The organism is Shewanella sp. 10B (assembly GCF_023475885.1).
GTDB classification, from domain to species: Bacteria; Pseudomonadota; Gammaproteobacteria; order Enterobacterales; family Shewanellaceae; genus Shewanella; species Shewanella mangrovisoli.
On the sequence record NZ_JAMDJO010000002.1, the window covers coordinates 164,286 to 180,751 of the forward strand.

The 16,466-nt window shown below is 47.7% G+C and carries 13 protein-coding genes; 8 read left to right on the plus strand and 5 right to left on the minus strand.

The window, feature by feature from the left end:
* Positions 1 to 226: 226 nt before the first annotated feature.
* The gene (locus M0415_RS08220; RefSeq protein WP_249554415.1) at positions 227 to 706 is read left to right on the plus strand and encodes a hypothetical protein; all 480 of its coding nucleotides are present in this window, start codon (positions 227 to 229) and stop codon (positions 704 to 706) included.
* A gap of 1 nt (position 707) precedes the next feature.
* Positions 708 to 1,469: a hypothetical protein gene (locus tag M0415_RS08225; protein ID WP_249554413.1), complete on the plus strand. Its 762-nt coding sequence runs from the start codon at positions 708 to 710 to the stop codon at positions 1,467 to 1,469.
* 393 nt (positions 1,470 to 1,862) lie between these two features.
* Here the strand turns inward: M0415_RS08225 and relA are convergent, their stop codons facing one another.
* Both relA and rlmD read right to left on the minus strand, forming a co-directional pair.
* A complete protein-coding gene (relA, locus tag M0415_RS08230; protein WP_249554411.1) occupies positions 1,863 to 4,070 on the minus strand; it encodes a GTP diphosphokinase in 2,208 nt (735 codons plus the stop codon).
* A gap of 189 nt (positions 4,071 to 4,259) precedes the next feature.
* Entirely contained in the window at positions 4,260 to 5,609 is a 1,350-nt protein-coding gene (gene rlmD, locus M0415_RS08235) for a 23S rRNA (uracil(1939)-C(5))-methyltransferase RlmD (protein ID WP_249554408.1), read from the minus strand.
* A gap of 101 nt (positions 5,610 to 5,710) precedes the next feature.
* Here rlmD and barA point away from each other — a divergent pair, with 101 nt between their 5' ends.
* The 3 genes from barA (at position 5,711) to M0415_RS08250 (ending at position 9,689) form a co-directional block, all read left to right on the plus strand.
* Positions 5,711 to 8,518, plus strand: coding sequence for a two-component sensor histidine kinase BarA (gene barA / locus M0415_RS08240; RefSeq protein WP_208659764.1), 2,808 nt, complete (start codon positions 5,711 to 5,713; stop codon positions 8,516 to 8,518).
* Entirely contained in the window at positions 8,493 to 9,092 is a 600-nt protein-coding gene (locus M0415_RS08245) for a YjaG family protein (protein WP_011716210.1), read from the plus strand. Before barA ends, M0415_RS08245 begins: the two co-directional genes overlap by 26 nt.
* A 363-nt stretch (positions 9,093 to 9,455) precedes the next feature.
* Entirely contained in the window at positions 9,456 to 9,689 is a 234-nt protein-coding gene (locus M0415_RS08250) for a DUF3319 domain-containing protein (protein ID WP_249554402.1), read from the plus strand.
* A gap of 4 nt (positions 9,690 to 9,693) precedes the next feature.
* Here M0415_RS08250 and lldR read toward each other — a convergent pair whose 3' ends face one another.
* Positions 9,694 to 10,593 (minus strand): LysR family transcriptional regulator LldR, encoded by a 900-nt coding sequence (gene lldR / locus M0415_RS08255; protein WP_086903143.1) that lies wholly within the window; start codon positions 10,591 to 10,593, stop codon positions 9,694 to 9,696.
* Between the two features lie 233 nt (positions 10,594 to 10,826).
* Here lldR and M0415_RS08260 point away from each other — a divergent pair, with 233 nt between their 5' ends.
* From M0415_RS08260 to M0415_RS08270, 3 genes are all read left to right on the plus strand, one after another.
* Positions 10,827 to 11,789 (plus strand): AEC family transporter, encoded by a 963-nt coding sequence (locus M0415_RS08260; RefSeq protein WP_248967376.1) that lies wholly within the window; start codon positions 10,827 to 10,829, stop codon positions 11,787 to 11,789.
* Between the two features lie 129 nt (positions 11,790 to 11,918).
* Positions 11,919 to 13,577 (plus strand): DNA repair protein RecN, encoded by a 1,659-nt coding sequence (gene recN, locus M0415_RS08265; protein WP_249554400.1) that lies wholly within the window; start codon positions 11,919 to 11,921, stop codon positions 13,575 to 13,577.
* A gap of 447 nt (positions 13,578 to 14,024) precedes the next feature.
* Entirely contained in the window at positions 14,025 to 14,900 is an 876-nt protein-coding gene (locus M0415_RS08270) for a universal stress protein (RefSeq protein ID WP_249554398.1), read from the plus strand.
* A 97-nt stretch (positions 14,901 to 14,997) separates the two neighbouring features.
* Here M0415_RS08270 and M0415_RS08275 read toward each other — a convergent pair whose 3' ends face one another.
* Together M0415_RS08275 and thiL are read right to left on the minus strand one after the other, a co-directional pair.
* The gene (locus tag M0415_RS08275) at positions 14,998 to 15,492 is read right to left on the minus strand and encodes a phosphatidylglycerophosphatase A family protein (RefSeq protein ID WP_248967379.1); all 495 of its coding nucleotides are present in this window, start codon (positions 15,490 to 15,492) and stop codon (positions 14,998 to 15,000) included.
* Complete coding sequence (gene thiL / locus M0415_RS08280) at positions 15,492 to 16,448, minus strand: thiamine-phosphate kinase (protein WP_249554396.1); 957 nt, start codon at positions 16,446 to 16,448, stop codon at positions 15,492 to 15,494. Before thiL ends, M0415_RS08275 begins: the two co-directional genes overlap by 1 nt.
* Positions 16,449 to 16,466 lie beyond the last annotated feature (18 nt).

Sequence of the window (16,466 nt, forward strand, 5' to 3'; positions counted from 1 at the left end):
AATAAAACTCCATAAAATCAGGTGAATGTAGTAACTGAATTTTAGTTAATAGGTTTGGAAAACACGCATGCGCGTTTTTCCGGATGGTGTATTTAATATAAAGCTGATAAGTTCTTTGCATACAGATGGTTAACTGTGCGCGTTTTCACTGGTTCAACGAGGTAAACGCGCATGCGTACGAATAAACTGTTACGTTCTCAACTACTTCGTAGAAAAGGAAATATGAATGAGTGAAGCAAAAATCGAAATAAAAATCGGCGAGATAACCTTCTCTGGGGAGGGTGAGTCTTCTTGGTTGTCCGACCAACTTGACAAGATCATGGATCGAGCTGAAGAGTTGATGGCTCTAGCGCCAGTGCAGGTCCCATCGCAGTCTGGAACTCCAGCTGGCGACTCACATAAACCGGCAGACTTATCAGGGCATAGTGACATAGCCTCCCAGCCATTGGCTTTGTGGTTGAAGTCCAAAAATGCTGATTCAGTCCAAACAACTAAGTTTCTAGCTACAGCGGTATGGGTAGAGGCCAAAGGACAAAGCAGGCTTCAAACCAAAGATGTCACTTCTGCTCTTAGTAATGCAAACCAAAGACGTCTTAATAATGCTTCAGAAGCCCTCAATCAAAATGTAAAGAAGGGATTCTGCGAGAAGGAAGGTAAACAGTTCTATGTAACTGAAGAAGGTAAGAGATCACTAGGAATCGGTTAACATGCCTGAACTTAAAACCCTTCTAGGGTCTTTGCCTGCTGGCCTGCGTACTCCTTTAATCAAGGAGTACAAAAAGTTAACCCAAAACTATATGGAACATCGCTGGGAACCCGCAGAGCTTAGTGCCGGTAAAATCTGTGAGATTGTATATTCGATATTGCAAGGGCATGTTGACGGGAATTATCCATCATCACCATCGAAACCGAGAAATATGGTCGCAGCCTGTAGGCAGTTGGAACAAGAGTCTTCTCTCCCTCGAAGCTTTCAAATACTAATACCAAGAATGCTCCCAGCTCTGTATGAAATACGAAATAATCGTGGTGTAGGTCATGTAGGTAGCGAAGTCGATGCCAATAATGTTGATTCAACGCTGATGCTGACAATGGTTAACTGGATTATGGCTGAACTGGTCAGAGTATTTCATACCGGAAGCCTAGAAGATGCTCAGCTGGCAGTGGATGCACTTGCCCAAAGAAATACACCGTTAGTTTGGGATAGTAAAGGGTTCAAGAAAGTTCTTTCTCCCAGCATGAATCTAAAAGATCAGATTTTGCTTTTGGCATCATCTACAGATGAGGATGTCACTCTGTCTGAGTTAATGGACTGGACTGAATCAAGTAATAAAACCTATTACAAGAAGATACTGAAAGTATTGCATAAAGAGAAGCTCATTCATTTTAATGAGCCTGAAGAAAAGATTACTCTCCTCCCGGCTGGCAGCAACAAAGTTGTAGGCATAGTCGAGAGCCATGCCAAAACGTAACAAGGCCCCAGCTGGCGGCGTTATCTCCATAGAAATTTTAATCTGAAACTCATGAATTAGAGCTTGGAATCTAGCTCGCTTTTGTCCCAAAGCATGCTGTGTGTCTCTTTGAAACCTGCAGCCAACAACGATGCTAGGAAGCTGAGCAATGGTGATTTGCGAGACGACCGTCCGCCCCATGGCCGCTCTTTGGCATCCATGCCACCGCGGCATTCGTGAATCCATTCACATCAGACGGGGCGGTCGAGCATCCAAGGACGGACTCGCTGCGCGTCGGGGAGCAAATGCCATTGCTCAGAACGATGAACAGCCTCCCTGCCCCAATATATCTCTTATCAAAGTATTCTATATTGCTAATTTCGAGGCTAATCGCTTCGAAAGGTATTGCTAACCTTAAAGCCGTCTTGCTTCTATCACGCTATCGACTTGGGAGAGCTTAGATAACACCCGCGATAGACCATCAAGGTTATAAAGCTCCAATTCAAGTTCAATTGCCGCCGTCTGATTCTTAATATCCGATGACGAGCTCATGGCGAGTACATTGGACTTTTCGGCGGCGAGTACCGAGGTGAGATCCCGCAATAATCCGCTGCGATCATGGGCTAAGACCCGCAGGCGCATACGATAACCACCTGAATAGTTCTCGCCCCAAACCACATCGACGCCACGCTCTGGGTGAACGCGCATTAACTCTTTTACCTGTTCACAGTCGGAGCGATGCACCGAAATACCGCGTCCTTTGGTGATAAAGCCTAAAATCTCATCCCCAGGTACGGGCTGGCAGCAACGGGCGATATGGCTGAGTAAGTTTCCCACGCCATTCACTTCCACCTGACCACGGCTATTGGTGCCAGATTTGGGTTGGCTCTTCTTAACTAATTCTTCAACCGCATCTTCTTCGCTCGCCTCATCGAGGCGCAACTTACTTTGGATATGGTTTACGACCTGATGTAAACGCACATCACCGCCGCCGATGGCGGCAAGCAAGTCGTCCATACTTGCCATATTAAAGCGCTCAACGGCGATGGCGGCATCTTTGATTTTAAGGCTGACTCGCGCCAGCTCGGCTTCGAGCATTTCTTTGCCGGCGATAATATTTTTATCGCGGTCCTGCTGCTTAAACCAATGCTGAATTTTCGAGCGCGCCCGCGATGTGCGGATATAACCTAAGTTTGGATTGAGCCAATCGCGCTTAGGATTGGGGTGCTTCGAGGTGATGATCTCAATGCGCTCGCCCGTTTCAACCTGATAAGTAAACGGCACAATGCGGCCATCGACCTTGGCACCAATACACTTATGACCGACCTGCGAGTGAATATAGTAGGCAAAGTCGAGCACGGTTGAACCCAGTGGCAAATCAACGACTTCACCGCTTGGGGTAAAGACATAGACTCTATCTTCAAACACTTGGCTGCGAACTTCTTCGACCAAGTTGCCACTTTCGACCACGTCTTCCTGCCATTGCAGAATTTTACGCAGCCAATTGATTTTTTCTTCGTAGCCGCTCTGTTTGCCGGAGTGATTACCCTCTTTGTATTTCCAGTGCGCGGCAACCCCCAGCTCTGCATCTTCATGCATATCTTGGGTACGAATTTGAATTTCAACGGTTTTACCTTCTGGCCCCACCACTACGGTATGAATCGATTGATAACCGTTAGGTTTAGGGTTGGCCACGTAGTCGTCGAACTCGCGCGGAATATGGTGCCAAAGTGTATGCACGACCCCTAAGGCGCCATAGCAGTCCTGCAAACGCTCGGTGACAATCCGCACGGCGCGCACGTCAAACAACTCATCAAACTTGAGATGTTTGCCCTTCATCTTGCGCCAGATGCTGTAGATATGTTTTGGACGACCATAGACCTTAGCGCGAATATGATCCTCATCGAGGCGCTGCTGCAACTGCTCGACAAATTTTTCGATATAGACTTCGCGGTCTAACCGCTTACCGTCTAACTGTTTCGCAATGTCCTTGTAGGTATCTGGATGCAGATAGCGGAAGGAAATATCTTCTAATTCCCACTTTAACTGACCAATACCCAAACGGTTAGCGAGCGGCGCATAGATGTCGGCAATTTCGCGGGCCAGCAAGACGCGGGTTTCTTCATCGGCATTTTTCACGGCGCGCAGCAAACAAACACGCTCAGCCAGTTTTATTACCACGGCGCGCACGTCTTCGACCATCGCCAGCAACATGCGGCGGATATTGTCGATTTGCGGCTCGGTTGAGCGGCTATTGGGATTGATTTTTAACGCGCCAATGGCGTCCATGGTCACGACGCTGGCGACTAACCGCGCCAGCGGCTCGCCAAATTTTTCTTTGATCGCCTCTTCGTTTAATAGGCCGGCATCAAACACCACAAACAGGATAGCCGCTTGCAGCGTCTCGATATCCATGTTCAATGGCGCGAGGATTTCAATCATCTCGCGGGCACGTTCGAGCAGTTCTCTTTTCGCGGCAGGACTCTTAGCGGGTAAGGCTTCGACCTGTGCAATCAGGGTGAGTAAGGTCTGCGCCTCCTCGACATGACTGACATAGCGAGCCACCCAATCTTCAAGATGAAAATCGGGATCATTAAAGTGCGCTTCGCGAACAGAGACCATCTAATTTATTTCCTTATTCGTGCTCAGAGAAAAGTGGCACCACCTCGGCACTCCTATCTTCAGCATTGGCACGGACTTGTCAAACCCAACGAGACGAAACTTCACATTTTTTACGTTATTCAAACGCTTTGCTTACTTTACACTCGAATAACGCGGGCAAGTGAGGAAACCTTGCCCAATCGATAAGCCTTATTTTGTAAGCTCAAACAAGGCCATGGCTTCGATATGGTGTGTCTGCGGGAACATATCGATTAAGCCTAACTTTTGTAACTTGTAACCACGCTCGAGCAATACCGCACTGTCGCGGGCCAGGCTCGCCGGATTACAAGAGACATACACCACTTGGCGGGGTTTCATCTTCTTAAGCCATTGCAAACTCTCGAACGCCCCCGCGCGGGCAGGATCGAGTAGCAACTTATCAATCTTGCCCATCCAAGGCTCGCAGGATAAATCGGCACTTAAGTCGCCATGGTAAAAGGTTAAATTGCTTAAGCCATTCGCCGCGGCGTTTTCACGGGCTTGGCTGACCATTTCTGGCACCCCTTCAACCCCAATCACTTCGGCGCCCAATTTAGCTAAAGGCAAACTGAAGTTCCCCATACCGCAGAAGAGATCGAGAATACGCTCACCCGGCTGTGGTGCTAACCAGTCTAACGCCTGCGCCACCATGGCCTTGTTAATTTGCGCATTCACTTGCACAAAGTTACCCGGGGTAAAGCTGAGGCTCACAGGCGTTGCATCGGCTTTATCATCGAGCAACTGGTAAACAGGCAATAACAGCGTGCCATTCACCCCATGGAACTCGCCGTTGTTGTCTTGCAAACAAATATGGATTTGATGCTTCTCAGCAAACTGCGCAAGCTTTGCCATATCCTTATCGTTTAAGGATTTAGTGATCCGAATTACCGCAAAATGGCCATTGTCGGCATCAATTAACTCTAAGTGCCCAAGGCTCGATTTGGCCGCCAGTTGATTAAGCAACTTAGCAAATGGCGCGATTAAATCCGCTAAGGGTTTCGCCAAGACTAAACAGCTATCAATAGGCACCACTTGGCTGCTGCTCGAGGCGCGAAACCCTAGGCTCAACTGCTTGGTATTTTTATCAAATAGGGTCGCAAGGCGGGCGCGGCGACGATAGTGCCAACCTTCGCCCGTCAATGCAGGCACTGAGTTGCCTTCGGCGCCAGCAAATTTGGCCATAATATCAACCAAGGCCGCGGACTTATGCTCGCGCTGGCCAGCTAATGACATATGCTGTAAATCGCAGCCGCCACAAGTTTGGTAATGTGAGCATAGCGGCGTGACTCGCTCAGCGCTCGGCGTCTCAACTTTAATTAGCTTGGCCCGGGCATAGTTTTTCTTTTGTTCGGTCAGCTGCGCCTGCACGGTTTCATTCGGCAAGGCGCCGGGGATAAATACGACTTTTCCCTGATGTTGTGCTATACCTGCCCCTAGATGATCCAGCTGGTGCACGCTAAAGGATTGCTTCGCGGACAATTGCTTGGAACTATTTGGTTTTGCTTTAAAAAATTGTGCCATTTCGGCCTCTAAATCAATAAAAAACTGGTAAAGACCGCCCTTTTTCTGGCAGTCTTATAAAATTATATCGTCCCTAGAACTTAGGAAACTGCGCTGCGGCTATGAACCCTGTCAACAACATGACCAAATACAGCTTACGTTCCTGGGTTCTGGTGCTTGCGCTTGCGCCGACGATCTTAGTCGGTATTCTGCTGGGCAGCTACTTTACCATAAATCGCTTCTATGAACTCGAAGATACGCTGATTGAACAGGGCAGCAATATTATCGAACCTTTAGCGATTGCCAGTGAAGTGGGACTCGTGGGCAATGACAGGGAAGCGACGAAACGGCTCCTCGCCGCAGCCCAACTGAATAAATCCACGCTCGTTAAATCCATCGCTATTTTTGACATTCAAAATCAACTGTTTGTCACATCGCATTACCACAAAGATTTCGAAATCATGCGCTATAAAGAGGCGCTGACCAATCTGCACAAAACCGAAATCGAACATGTGGGCGACAGCCTTATCCTACGCACACCGATTTTTGCCACCGCACCTCCTGCTGCGGGCGCGCCCGTCAATTTTGATATCCAAACCGATAATGGCGAGCTGCTTGGCTATATTTCGGTGATAATCAATAAAGAACGTGCACTGCTCGAACAACACAGGGCCGCCGTGGCCGCCTTTATTATCGTCTTGATTGGGGTGCAATTAAACCTGCTGTTTACCTTTCGTCTGGTTAAAAACGTCACCCAGCCGATTACCGAAATGGTGCGGGTGGTCGCCAAAATCCGTGAGGGTAAACTCGATGCCAGGCTTGAGGGTAATCTTATCGGTGAGCTAGATTTGCTTAAACGCGGTATTAACGCCATGGCGGGCTCGCTATCGGAATATCACGATGAGATGCAGCAAAATATCGATCAGGCAACTTCGGATCTGCGGGAAACCTTAGAGCAGATTGAGATCCAAAACGTCGAGCTCGACTTAGCCAAAAAACGCGCGCTGGAGGCCAGCCGCATTAAGTCGGAATTCTTGGCGAACATGTCCCACGAGCTGCGCACACCATTAAACGGCGTGATAGGCTTTGCCCGTCAACTCGTTAAAACCCCGCTACACTCGAGCCAAGTCGATTACATTAATACCATCGAGCGCAGCGCGACTAACCTACTGGCGATTATCAACGATATTCTCGACTTCTCTAAACTCGAAGCCGGTAAAATGGTGCTAGAAAACATGCCATTCGGCCTAAGGGAAACCTTAGGTGAGACAATCACTTTAATCTCGGGCAGCGCGCAGGCAAAAGGACTGGAGTTAGTGGTCGATATTGCTCCCAACGTTCCCGACAATGTTAACGGCGATGCGATGCGTGTTTGCCAAATTATCAATAACTTAGTGGGCAATGCCATCAAGTTTACCGATTCGGGCAGTGTGTTAGTCAAATTAGAGTTACAAAACCAGACAGATGATCAAGTGGTGCTTCGCTGTGATGTGATTGATACCGGCATTGGGATTGATGAAAACCAACAGGACTTCCTGTTCCAAGCCTTTGGTCAAGCGGACTCCTCGATTTCTCGCCGCTTTGGAGGCACAGGGCTGGGGCTGGTCATCACTAAGCGCCTCGTCAACCAAATGGGCGGCCAAATTGGCTTTACCTCTTCGGTGGATAAGGGCTCTAACTTCTGGTTCACCCTGCCATTGGGTCTAGGTCAATTCCAGATTGGCGATTCGCTGCCCTTTGAAAAACTTAAAGATAAAACCGTGTTGTTTTATGAACCCAGAGTACTCACCCATTCTGTGATTAGTCGTCAGCTAAAACAGTGGGATACAAAAGTCACGCACCATCAACACATACCAAGCTTGCTGACGACGCTCTCGACCACTGAGCATCAATTCGATTATGTGCTGCTGAGTTGCCATGGATTTAGCAATCCGAATCAATTGGTCAGTACCTTAAATCAAGCTAAGAGTAAGACAGATTGCTTGATTGTGCTGTTCGATTGCCAAGAGCAGGAAGTACTAAGCCAGTTTATTCGCCCCAATGCCGATGTGGTGTTGTCACTGCCAGTGAGTGAACACCAATTGGCGCGTAATATGCTCTATCCACCAATGGAATATGACATTTTACCTCCCGTGGCGATTACCGTCCCCGCTGCTCGCCAGTCCCTTACTGTGTTGGCGGTGGATGATAACTTTGCCAATTTAAAACTGATTGATACCCTGCTTAACGAGTTAGTGACGACTGTCATTGCCGTTAACAGCGGTGAAGAAGCCGTTAAACAAGCCAAGAGTCGCACCTTTGACCTTATCTTTATGGATATCCAGATGCCGGGCACCGACGGCATCAGCGCCACTAAGCAAATCCGCCAAGGGTCGATGAACCGCAACACGCCCATTATTGCCGTGACCGCCCACGCGATTGCCGAGGAACGTGAGTTGATTTTAGGCAGCGGCATGGATGGTTACTTGCCTAAGCCCATCGATGAAGCCGCCCTCAAAGCGGAGATAAACCGCTGGATAACTCGGCCCAAGTTCACCCACTTCGATTTACACACCCTCAACTGGGATCTTTGCTTAACCCAAGCCAACCATAAGTCGGATTTAGCCTTAGATATGTTGCGCATGTTATTGGATTCCTTGCCACAAACTGTCTCGGCAATTGAGACGGCGCTGAGTCAGAACGATCAAGCGACTATGCTCACCACTATCCACAAACTCCATGGAGCCAGTTGCTATTGCGGAGTACCGACCACACAGCGATTATGCCAAGAGATTGAATCGGCATTGAAACGGGATGCTCGTGTCGAAGATCTCGAACCGGAAATACTAGAGTTACTTGATGAGCTAACTAAGGTAGAATCGGCGGCAAAACAAGTGCTATCACAGCTATCAGCGGAAATAACAGATGACCAAAAAAACGGGCTTCTTTAAGCGTTTAAAGGCGCTAGAACTACCACAGAAAAAACTCTTTGCCATTGCCCTTTGCCAACGAATGTTACCTAACTATCAATTGTTTTCAGAGGTTTGCGAGTTTGGCGATCCTGCGGTATTAAGCACAGTGCTCGATCTTCTTTGGCAATCCCAGTACGACAATAAGCTGAAATTCAACATTGATGTGCATCTACAGCGCTTAGAAGATAACACCCCTGAACCCGCCGATTTTGATAACTATGGCGTATACCCAGCGATGGATGCCGTAGTTGCTCTGTCTACCTTACTCGGTGCGATTCAAACCGATCTTGAAGAAGATATCACCAATATAAGCAAGTTATCCTCAAGCACTGTGGCGAACTACATTGAGACCATCAGCGATGTAGATTTAACCGATGATGCCTTAGATGACTATGTCTTCGCCCATGAAGTGATGGAAGAAGAGCGCGAACTGCAAAATACGCTGCTGGAAATCATCGAAGAGAATCCTAAGATCACCGCAGAATTGGTGAAAGGTTTACGCAAAGAGATTATCGAAGCGGGTGTATCGAATATCGGTATTAGCGTCGCGTAAGTGAGCCCTGCTACCTAAGAGTGGTTCACTATTAGGTAGCATCTTATACCAATCGTATTAAATATCTGTTCATTCAGCGGGAGTTAAACGGGCTTTAGACAAGGCGAAGGCTTGAAGGCATAGTGGCGCTCTGTCGAAAGCCTTAAACGCAGTATAAAGCCCGTTCAACCCCGCCCTTCGGGAGCCTCACAGGCGTCTCACTCCCGTGTTACATTGACTTAAAAGGGAATAACCATTTCTTCGTCAATGCGCCTTGGATTGAGACGCCTGTGAGGCTCTGAACTGATTAGATATTTAATGTGATTGGTATTAGCCAAGGGATAACACTGCGAGGGATAGGATTAAGCCAAGTATCCATTCAATATGAAAAAACTAGTTTATCAAGGATTTATCTTAACCAATAGCGAAGGCCGCACCGATACCTGGAAACTCACCATAGGTCATCAAAGCCGTATTGGTTCCTTGTTTGAACTGCGCCGTTTAGTCAATTACTACCTTGAACTGGGTATCGTGCCCGCCACCCGCGCCAGCCTGCAAGAAGCGAAGCAGACCCAAAACTCCATGAGTAAAAATCCGCTAAAGCCTCGCAAACGCTAACAGCTTACGCCATCGAAAACAGCTCGGGCGCCTTAGACTGCATAAACTCGATAAACACCCTCACCTTCTGCGGCTGCTGACTCCGCTGGTGATACAGAATCGATATTCTGCGCTGCTCACCAATCCATTCGGGCAAGAGTACTTTTAACTGCCCCTCTTTAATTTGCTGTTTTACAAATAATTCTGGGCCATAGAGTATGCCACCGTGATCGAGTGTCGCCTGAATCGCCCCGTGCAGATCCGTGAGCGTAAGCTTTGTTGGGCCATTAAAATAAAATGACTCGCCATTAGGGTGCTTTAAGTGCCAATTAAACAGTGGCCACACTTTAATTAACTGGTGGGCTTCAAGATCATCGGGATGGGTTAACTTTGGCGCCGAGGCTAAATATTCCGGCGTCGCAAACAGGCGGTAATCGAGTTCACCTAAGGTGCTCGACACCCAAGAGGAGTCGGGCTGGGCACCGCCCACAATCGCTACATCGATCCCTTTATCAATTAAATCGACTAACTCATTGCTTTGGGAAATATGTAAGCGGATATCGGGATATAAACGCCCAAACTCGTTCAATGCGCGGATAAAGATGATAGAAATAATCGAAATCGGCGCCGCAATCCGCAATGTCCCTTCGGGCTTATCACTGCCGACACCGCTCAGTTCATCAAATTGGGCAATGACGCTCTGATAACGTTGGAATAATGCTAGGCCTTCTTCGGTTAACCGCAGCTTACGGGTGCTACGCATAAACAATTGCTTATCGAGCTTCTCCTCAAGTTTGGCCAGCTTACGGCTCACGGTGGCGATGGGCATATCGAGCTCTTTAGCTGCTTGGGAAAAACTCCCCGCATTCACTAAATGCACAAACAGGTAAATTAACTGCAGCTCGCCGCCTATATCATCAGCCATTTTCAATCCCAATCGTTTATGTGAGTGCCTGCATCCATAACGCGCACTAACTAATTGTGTTTTAAACGTAGAATTATTCACTTCTACGACCATAGCGCAATAGCCTCCAAGGGGAATGCTATGCTATTTTGCCGATAAATTTACTGCGCTAGCGCCGATTATCGTCAATTGGCTGAGAGAATATCCCGAGACTCGTTTACGGGATAAGCAACACAAAAGGATGAGTGAGGGACATGACCATTTTAACCCCTCTGTTTGCCGTCTTCGGGATCATGCTACTGGGCACACTAGTGCAAAAGCTGCGCTTTCTTCCAGTAGAAACAGACCAAGTTCTCAATCAATATGTTTATTATATTGCGTTTCCGGCCATCCTCTTGATAGCACTGGCGCAACAGCCCATTGAAGAGATCCTGCAGTGGGGATTTATCGCCGGGTACAGCGCAGCCATGCTGGTGATTTACCTCGTTTGTATCGGCATCTCCCTGCTGGTGAATCCTAAACAGCCTGCGATAGCCGCCGTGCGCGCCTTAAATGCCACTTTTGGTAATACCGCATTTATCGGTATTCCACTCCTTGTCATCTTATTCCCCCAGCAACAAAGCGCCTTAGTTGCCGCTGCGATTGCCAGTTTATTGTCCGTACTCATGTTTGCCGTGGCCTTGGTCTCGTTAGAACTCGCCACCAATAAACAGCGACAACATCACGCCGCGGTGATCATGCTGTTAGCCGTGGTGAAAAACCCGATTGTGATAGGTTGTTTTATTGGCGTGGCCATTTCGGCATTAGGGATAACCTTACCAGCAGGCTTGGCAATGATGATCCAGCAGATAGGCAATACCTCCAGCCCCTGCGCCCTCTTTGCTGTCGGCATGGTACTGGCGAAAGCCATGCGCTATCAAAAAGATAGCAAGGTATTTAGCCTGACAAACTTTATCGAACTGAGCCTTATCAACCTGTTTAAACTTATCCTGCAACCCGCCTTGGTTTACTTCATGTTAAAAGGCGTAGGTGTCACGGGCGACTACCTCGTTATGGGCGTCATTCTTAGTGCCTTGCCCACGGCGGCAAGCGTCTATCTGTTGGCGCAGCGCTATAACACTCAGGCCTCCACCAGTGCTCAAGGGATACTCTTTGGCACTATAGTGACCTTTTTCAGCTTACCCATTCTGGAGCAGCTCGTTAAAACCTATTCATAAACAAATAATTAGGCTTTAGGCTATCGCGACATGTCGAATATTCACCCAAAGTCACTTTACTGTATATAAATTCAGTATATACTGTTTATCAATACAGTGATTTGGTAAGTTTTTCGACAGGAACTCACTATGCTTTGCCAACTCAGCATCAACAATTTCGCTATCGTACGTTTCCTTGAACTGGACTTTCGCCCCGGTATGACCAGCATTACTGGTGAGACTGGCGCGGGAAAATCCATCGCCATTGACGCGCTAGGCTTATGCCTAGGTAACCGTGCCGATGCCAGCAGTGTTCGCCCTGGCGCGAGCAAAACCGAAGTCAGTGCCCGATTTTCGCTCGAGGATGTGCCTCTGGCAAAACGCTGGCTCGAAGATAACGATCTCGAACTCGATGATGAGTGCATTCTGCGTCGAACCATTGGCAGTGACGGCCGCTCACGCGCCTATATCAATGGCAATCCCGTCCCTTTGACTCAGTTAAAATTACTGGGGCAATTGCTTGTAGGGATCCATGGCCAGCACGCCCACCATGCCATGTTAAAGAGTGAACATCAGCTCACCTTGCTCGATAGCTACGCCAATCACAGACTACTGATAGACACAGTCGCGGCAAGCTATCAGCGCAGTAAACAAATTGAAGCCGAACTCAAACAATTAGAAGCCTCCCAGCAGGAACGTATCGCCCGTAAACAGCTGGTGCAATATCAAGTTGAAGAGTTAGATGAGTTTGATCTCAAGGTCGGTGAATTTGAAGAGATTGAACAGGAACATAAACGCCTCGCTAATGGCACCGAGTTGGTAGATAGCTGCCAAGCCAGCCTGTTTTTGCTCACGGATGGTGAAGAGAGCAATATCGAATCACTGCTGAACAAAGCCGTCGGCCTTGCCGAAAATCTGCAAAGTTATGACCCCGCACTAACCAATGTCAGCACTATGCTGAACGAGGCGCTTATTCAAGTGCAAGAGAGCGCGGGCGAATTGCAGCACTACCTGAGTAAACTTGAGCTCGATCCCGCGCATTTTGCCTATTTAGAGGAAAGGCTCTCTAAAGCCATGCAACTGGCCCGTAAGCACCATGTTAGCCCAGACAAATTAGCCGAGCATCATCTCGCCCTCAGAGCCGAACTCACGACCCTCGATGATGATGAAAATAAGCTAGAAGATATTCAACGCCAAGTGGAGGCCAGTAAAGTCGCCTACCTCGCTAACGCGCAAAAGTTGAGTCAGAGCCGCGCCCGTTATGCAAAAGAGCTGGATAAGTTGGTGACTCAATCCATTCATGAGCTCAACATGCCCAAGGGCAAGTTCACCATTGAAGTGAATTTCAATCCAGAAATCATGTCGATCAACGGCAGCGATAACATAGAGTTTATGGTTACCACCAACCCAGGCCAACCGTTACAACCTATATCAAGGGTTGCCTCAGGCGGCGAATTGTCACGTATTGGCTTAGGTATCCAAGTCATTACCGCGAAAAAGGTTGCTACACCGACACTCATTTTCGACGAGGTGGATGTTGGGATCTCAGGCCCCACTGCAGCCGTGGTTGGACGTATGCTGCGTAGCCTTGGCGAATCGACCCAAGTACTGTGTGTAACCCATTTGCCGCAAGTTGCCGGTAATGGCCATCAACATATGTTTGTGAATAAATTCAACAAGGCTGGAAGCACTGAAACCACTATGACGCCTTTAGATAGAGAACAACGTATCCAAGAACTCGCCAGATTACTCGGTGGCGATACTATTACTACCAACACCTTAGCCAATGCGCGGGAGTTATTGCAGTAGGGAGCTATTGCACTAGGTAATTATTGCAGTAGTCACTCACGCTACCCCGCTGTAAATAAAGACGTACACAAATTAAAGGCTCCAAGGGAGCCTTTAATTTTATTTGCAAGGGATAAACCTAAGCAGAAGCATTCACAATATTAGACATTTTAAGACGTTAGAATATTGATATCCCCAGATACTGACTAGCGGAATGCAAAATAACCGATAACGATAACAATCGCCCTCCGTGAAGGATGAATGAATAATTTTTTATATTAATCGTCATATTTATAAAAAAATAATCAATAGTCCTGTCACCCTTTTCAACAACCTAATGAAATTTAAATATTAATTTCAGTTAGATTATTATTGGCTAGATTGCAAATTTGATAGTGATATTTAATATTATCGAATAACGGCAGCTCTCCTAGACTTAATTACCTCTCTGGTCAATAGGAGTTGATCATGCCTTTCCAGCACATTCTCGCAGCAGTAGATGATTCAGTTCCGCCCAATGCCGTACTCAAAAAGTCCGTTGTCTTGGCTAGAAAATGCCATGCGTCCTTAACCGTTCTCAAGGTAAAACGTACCCACAATTTTAATCTCAATCTTTTATTTCATAGAGATAAATCTAAGCTGATGCCAGATGAAAGACGAAAGCCCATCTTGGCTTATCCAGATAAACAATATCCAATCCACATAAAAGAATGCCTATCCCACTCAATACACAATGCTATCGTCAACGAATGTAATCAGTTTGACTATGATCTCATCATAGTCAGTCACAAATTCTATCCACCTTTCTTCAATGAATTTTTAATTGCAGATGAATGGCAATTGCTACGATTACCCCATATTCCAGTGATGTTTGTGGATCTTGAGGATTGGCATGAGAACGGCCATGTTCTTACCGCATTGGAACTCGACAATGAAAATATGACTCACCTCGAGTTTAATGAAACCCTAATAGAAGAAAGTAAGCGGATAGCGAGCTTGCTCTCAAACGATTTGCATTTAATTAATAGCTACTTACCCGATCCCTTTTACATGAGCTTTAATCATCAGCCACAAGAACCCGTTTCAGAGCGGGAAAAATATAAAGCGAAGCTCACCACAGTGGCACGGCAGCACAATCTCAATACCCGCAACCTACACGTAGAAGAAGGCTTACCCGAAGATACGATTTCCAATGAGGCCCGTAGACTCAACGTCAATATGCTGGTGATGGGCAGCGCCGAACGCAAAGGCATCTTTAGCGCATTCAAAGGTAATGCGGCGCGAAATATTATTAACAAGCTACGAACTGATCTCTTTATTGTTAAACCGCGACATCCGCACTAATCACTAAGCGCTAATCACTCTCCACTCAGCAATCTTACAAATAAAAACAGCCTTTAGAATTCACTAAAGGCTGCTTGAATATCACAAATCGGTTTCGTTAATGAATAAAAGCCGCGAGAGCCTGCACACCAATAAGCGCGAAAATGCCTGCTAATACATCGTCGATCATAATTCCAAAGCCACCTTCGACCTTGGCATCGAGCCAACGGATTGGCCAAGGCTTGATAATGTCAAAGAGACGAAACAGCACAAAACCAACGACTAACCAGAGCACTCCGGCAGGCGCGGCAATCATTGTGATTAATAGGCCTGCCACTTCATCCCAAACGATTGCACCATGATCATGTACACCCATATCCCTAGCAGCTTTATCGCAGATATAAATCCCCGCGAGTACGCATACTAAGGTTACAGCTAAGTACCAACTCAAGGGCAATTGCGCCAATAACAAATAGAGCGGCACAGCCGCCAAGGTGCCAAAGGTGCCGGGCGCCTTAGCCGCTAAACCACTGCCAAAGCCTAATGCTAAAAAATGGACTGGATTTTTAAGAGACAGGCGCGACAGCGCCTGATCTTGGGATAACAACTTCATTAAAAGTGCTCAAAACCATGATATGGCGGCGTAAACGGCTCACCATTGAGTTGCAACTTAAGTTTACTGCCCGCACAGATTTGTCCAACCCGCACAAACTTAGTCCCCGCGTGGCTCAGTGCTGTTTCTAACGCACCTTTTTGCGCCTCAGGCACGGTAAAGAGCAGCTCATAATCCTCGCCCCCCGTTAGCGCATAACCTAAGGCATGCTCTTCGCTCACGGTATCCTGCATGGCGCGGGACAACGGAATCGAGCCTACATCCACAACCGCGCCTACCTGCGATGCTTTGAGGATATGGCCAATGTCCGAGATAAAACCGTCGGATAAGTCGATAGCACTGGATGCTAAAGACCGTAACGACTGACCCGCTAACACTCGAGGTGTTGGACGATAATGGCGATTGATTAAGAACTCTTTATGCTCCGCACGCGCATGCTGCACGCCGCGGATCAAATCCAGCCCTAATGCTGAATCGCCTAGCGTACCGGTCACATAAATCCAGTCACCTGCTTTTGCACCGTGACGCGTCAATGCCTTACCCTGCGGCACTTGTCCATGCACGGTAATGTTAATGGCTCTAGGGCCACGGGTAGTATCGCCGCCAATGAGGGCAATACCATAGTATTCAGCCGCTTCGAAGAGTCCCTCACTAAACCCACTCAGCCAGGCTTCGTTCACCTCAGGTAAGGTAAGCGCAAGCGTCATCCACGCAGGCTCTGCCCCCATAGCAGCTAAATCCGACAGATTCACGGCTAAGGCTTTGTAACCTAAGGCTTGAGGGGGAATATCAGGGAAGAAGTGAACGTTTTCGACTAAGGTATCGCAGGAGATGGCGATCGACTTGTTTTCGGCGGGCTGCACTAGGGCGCAATCGTCGCCAATACTCAGTTTGACATCACGGCGCGTGGGGCCGCGGTGATTGAAATAACATTCAATAAGTTGGAATTCTTTCACTGTACAGTTTGGCGCGAC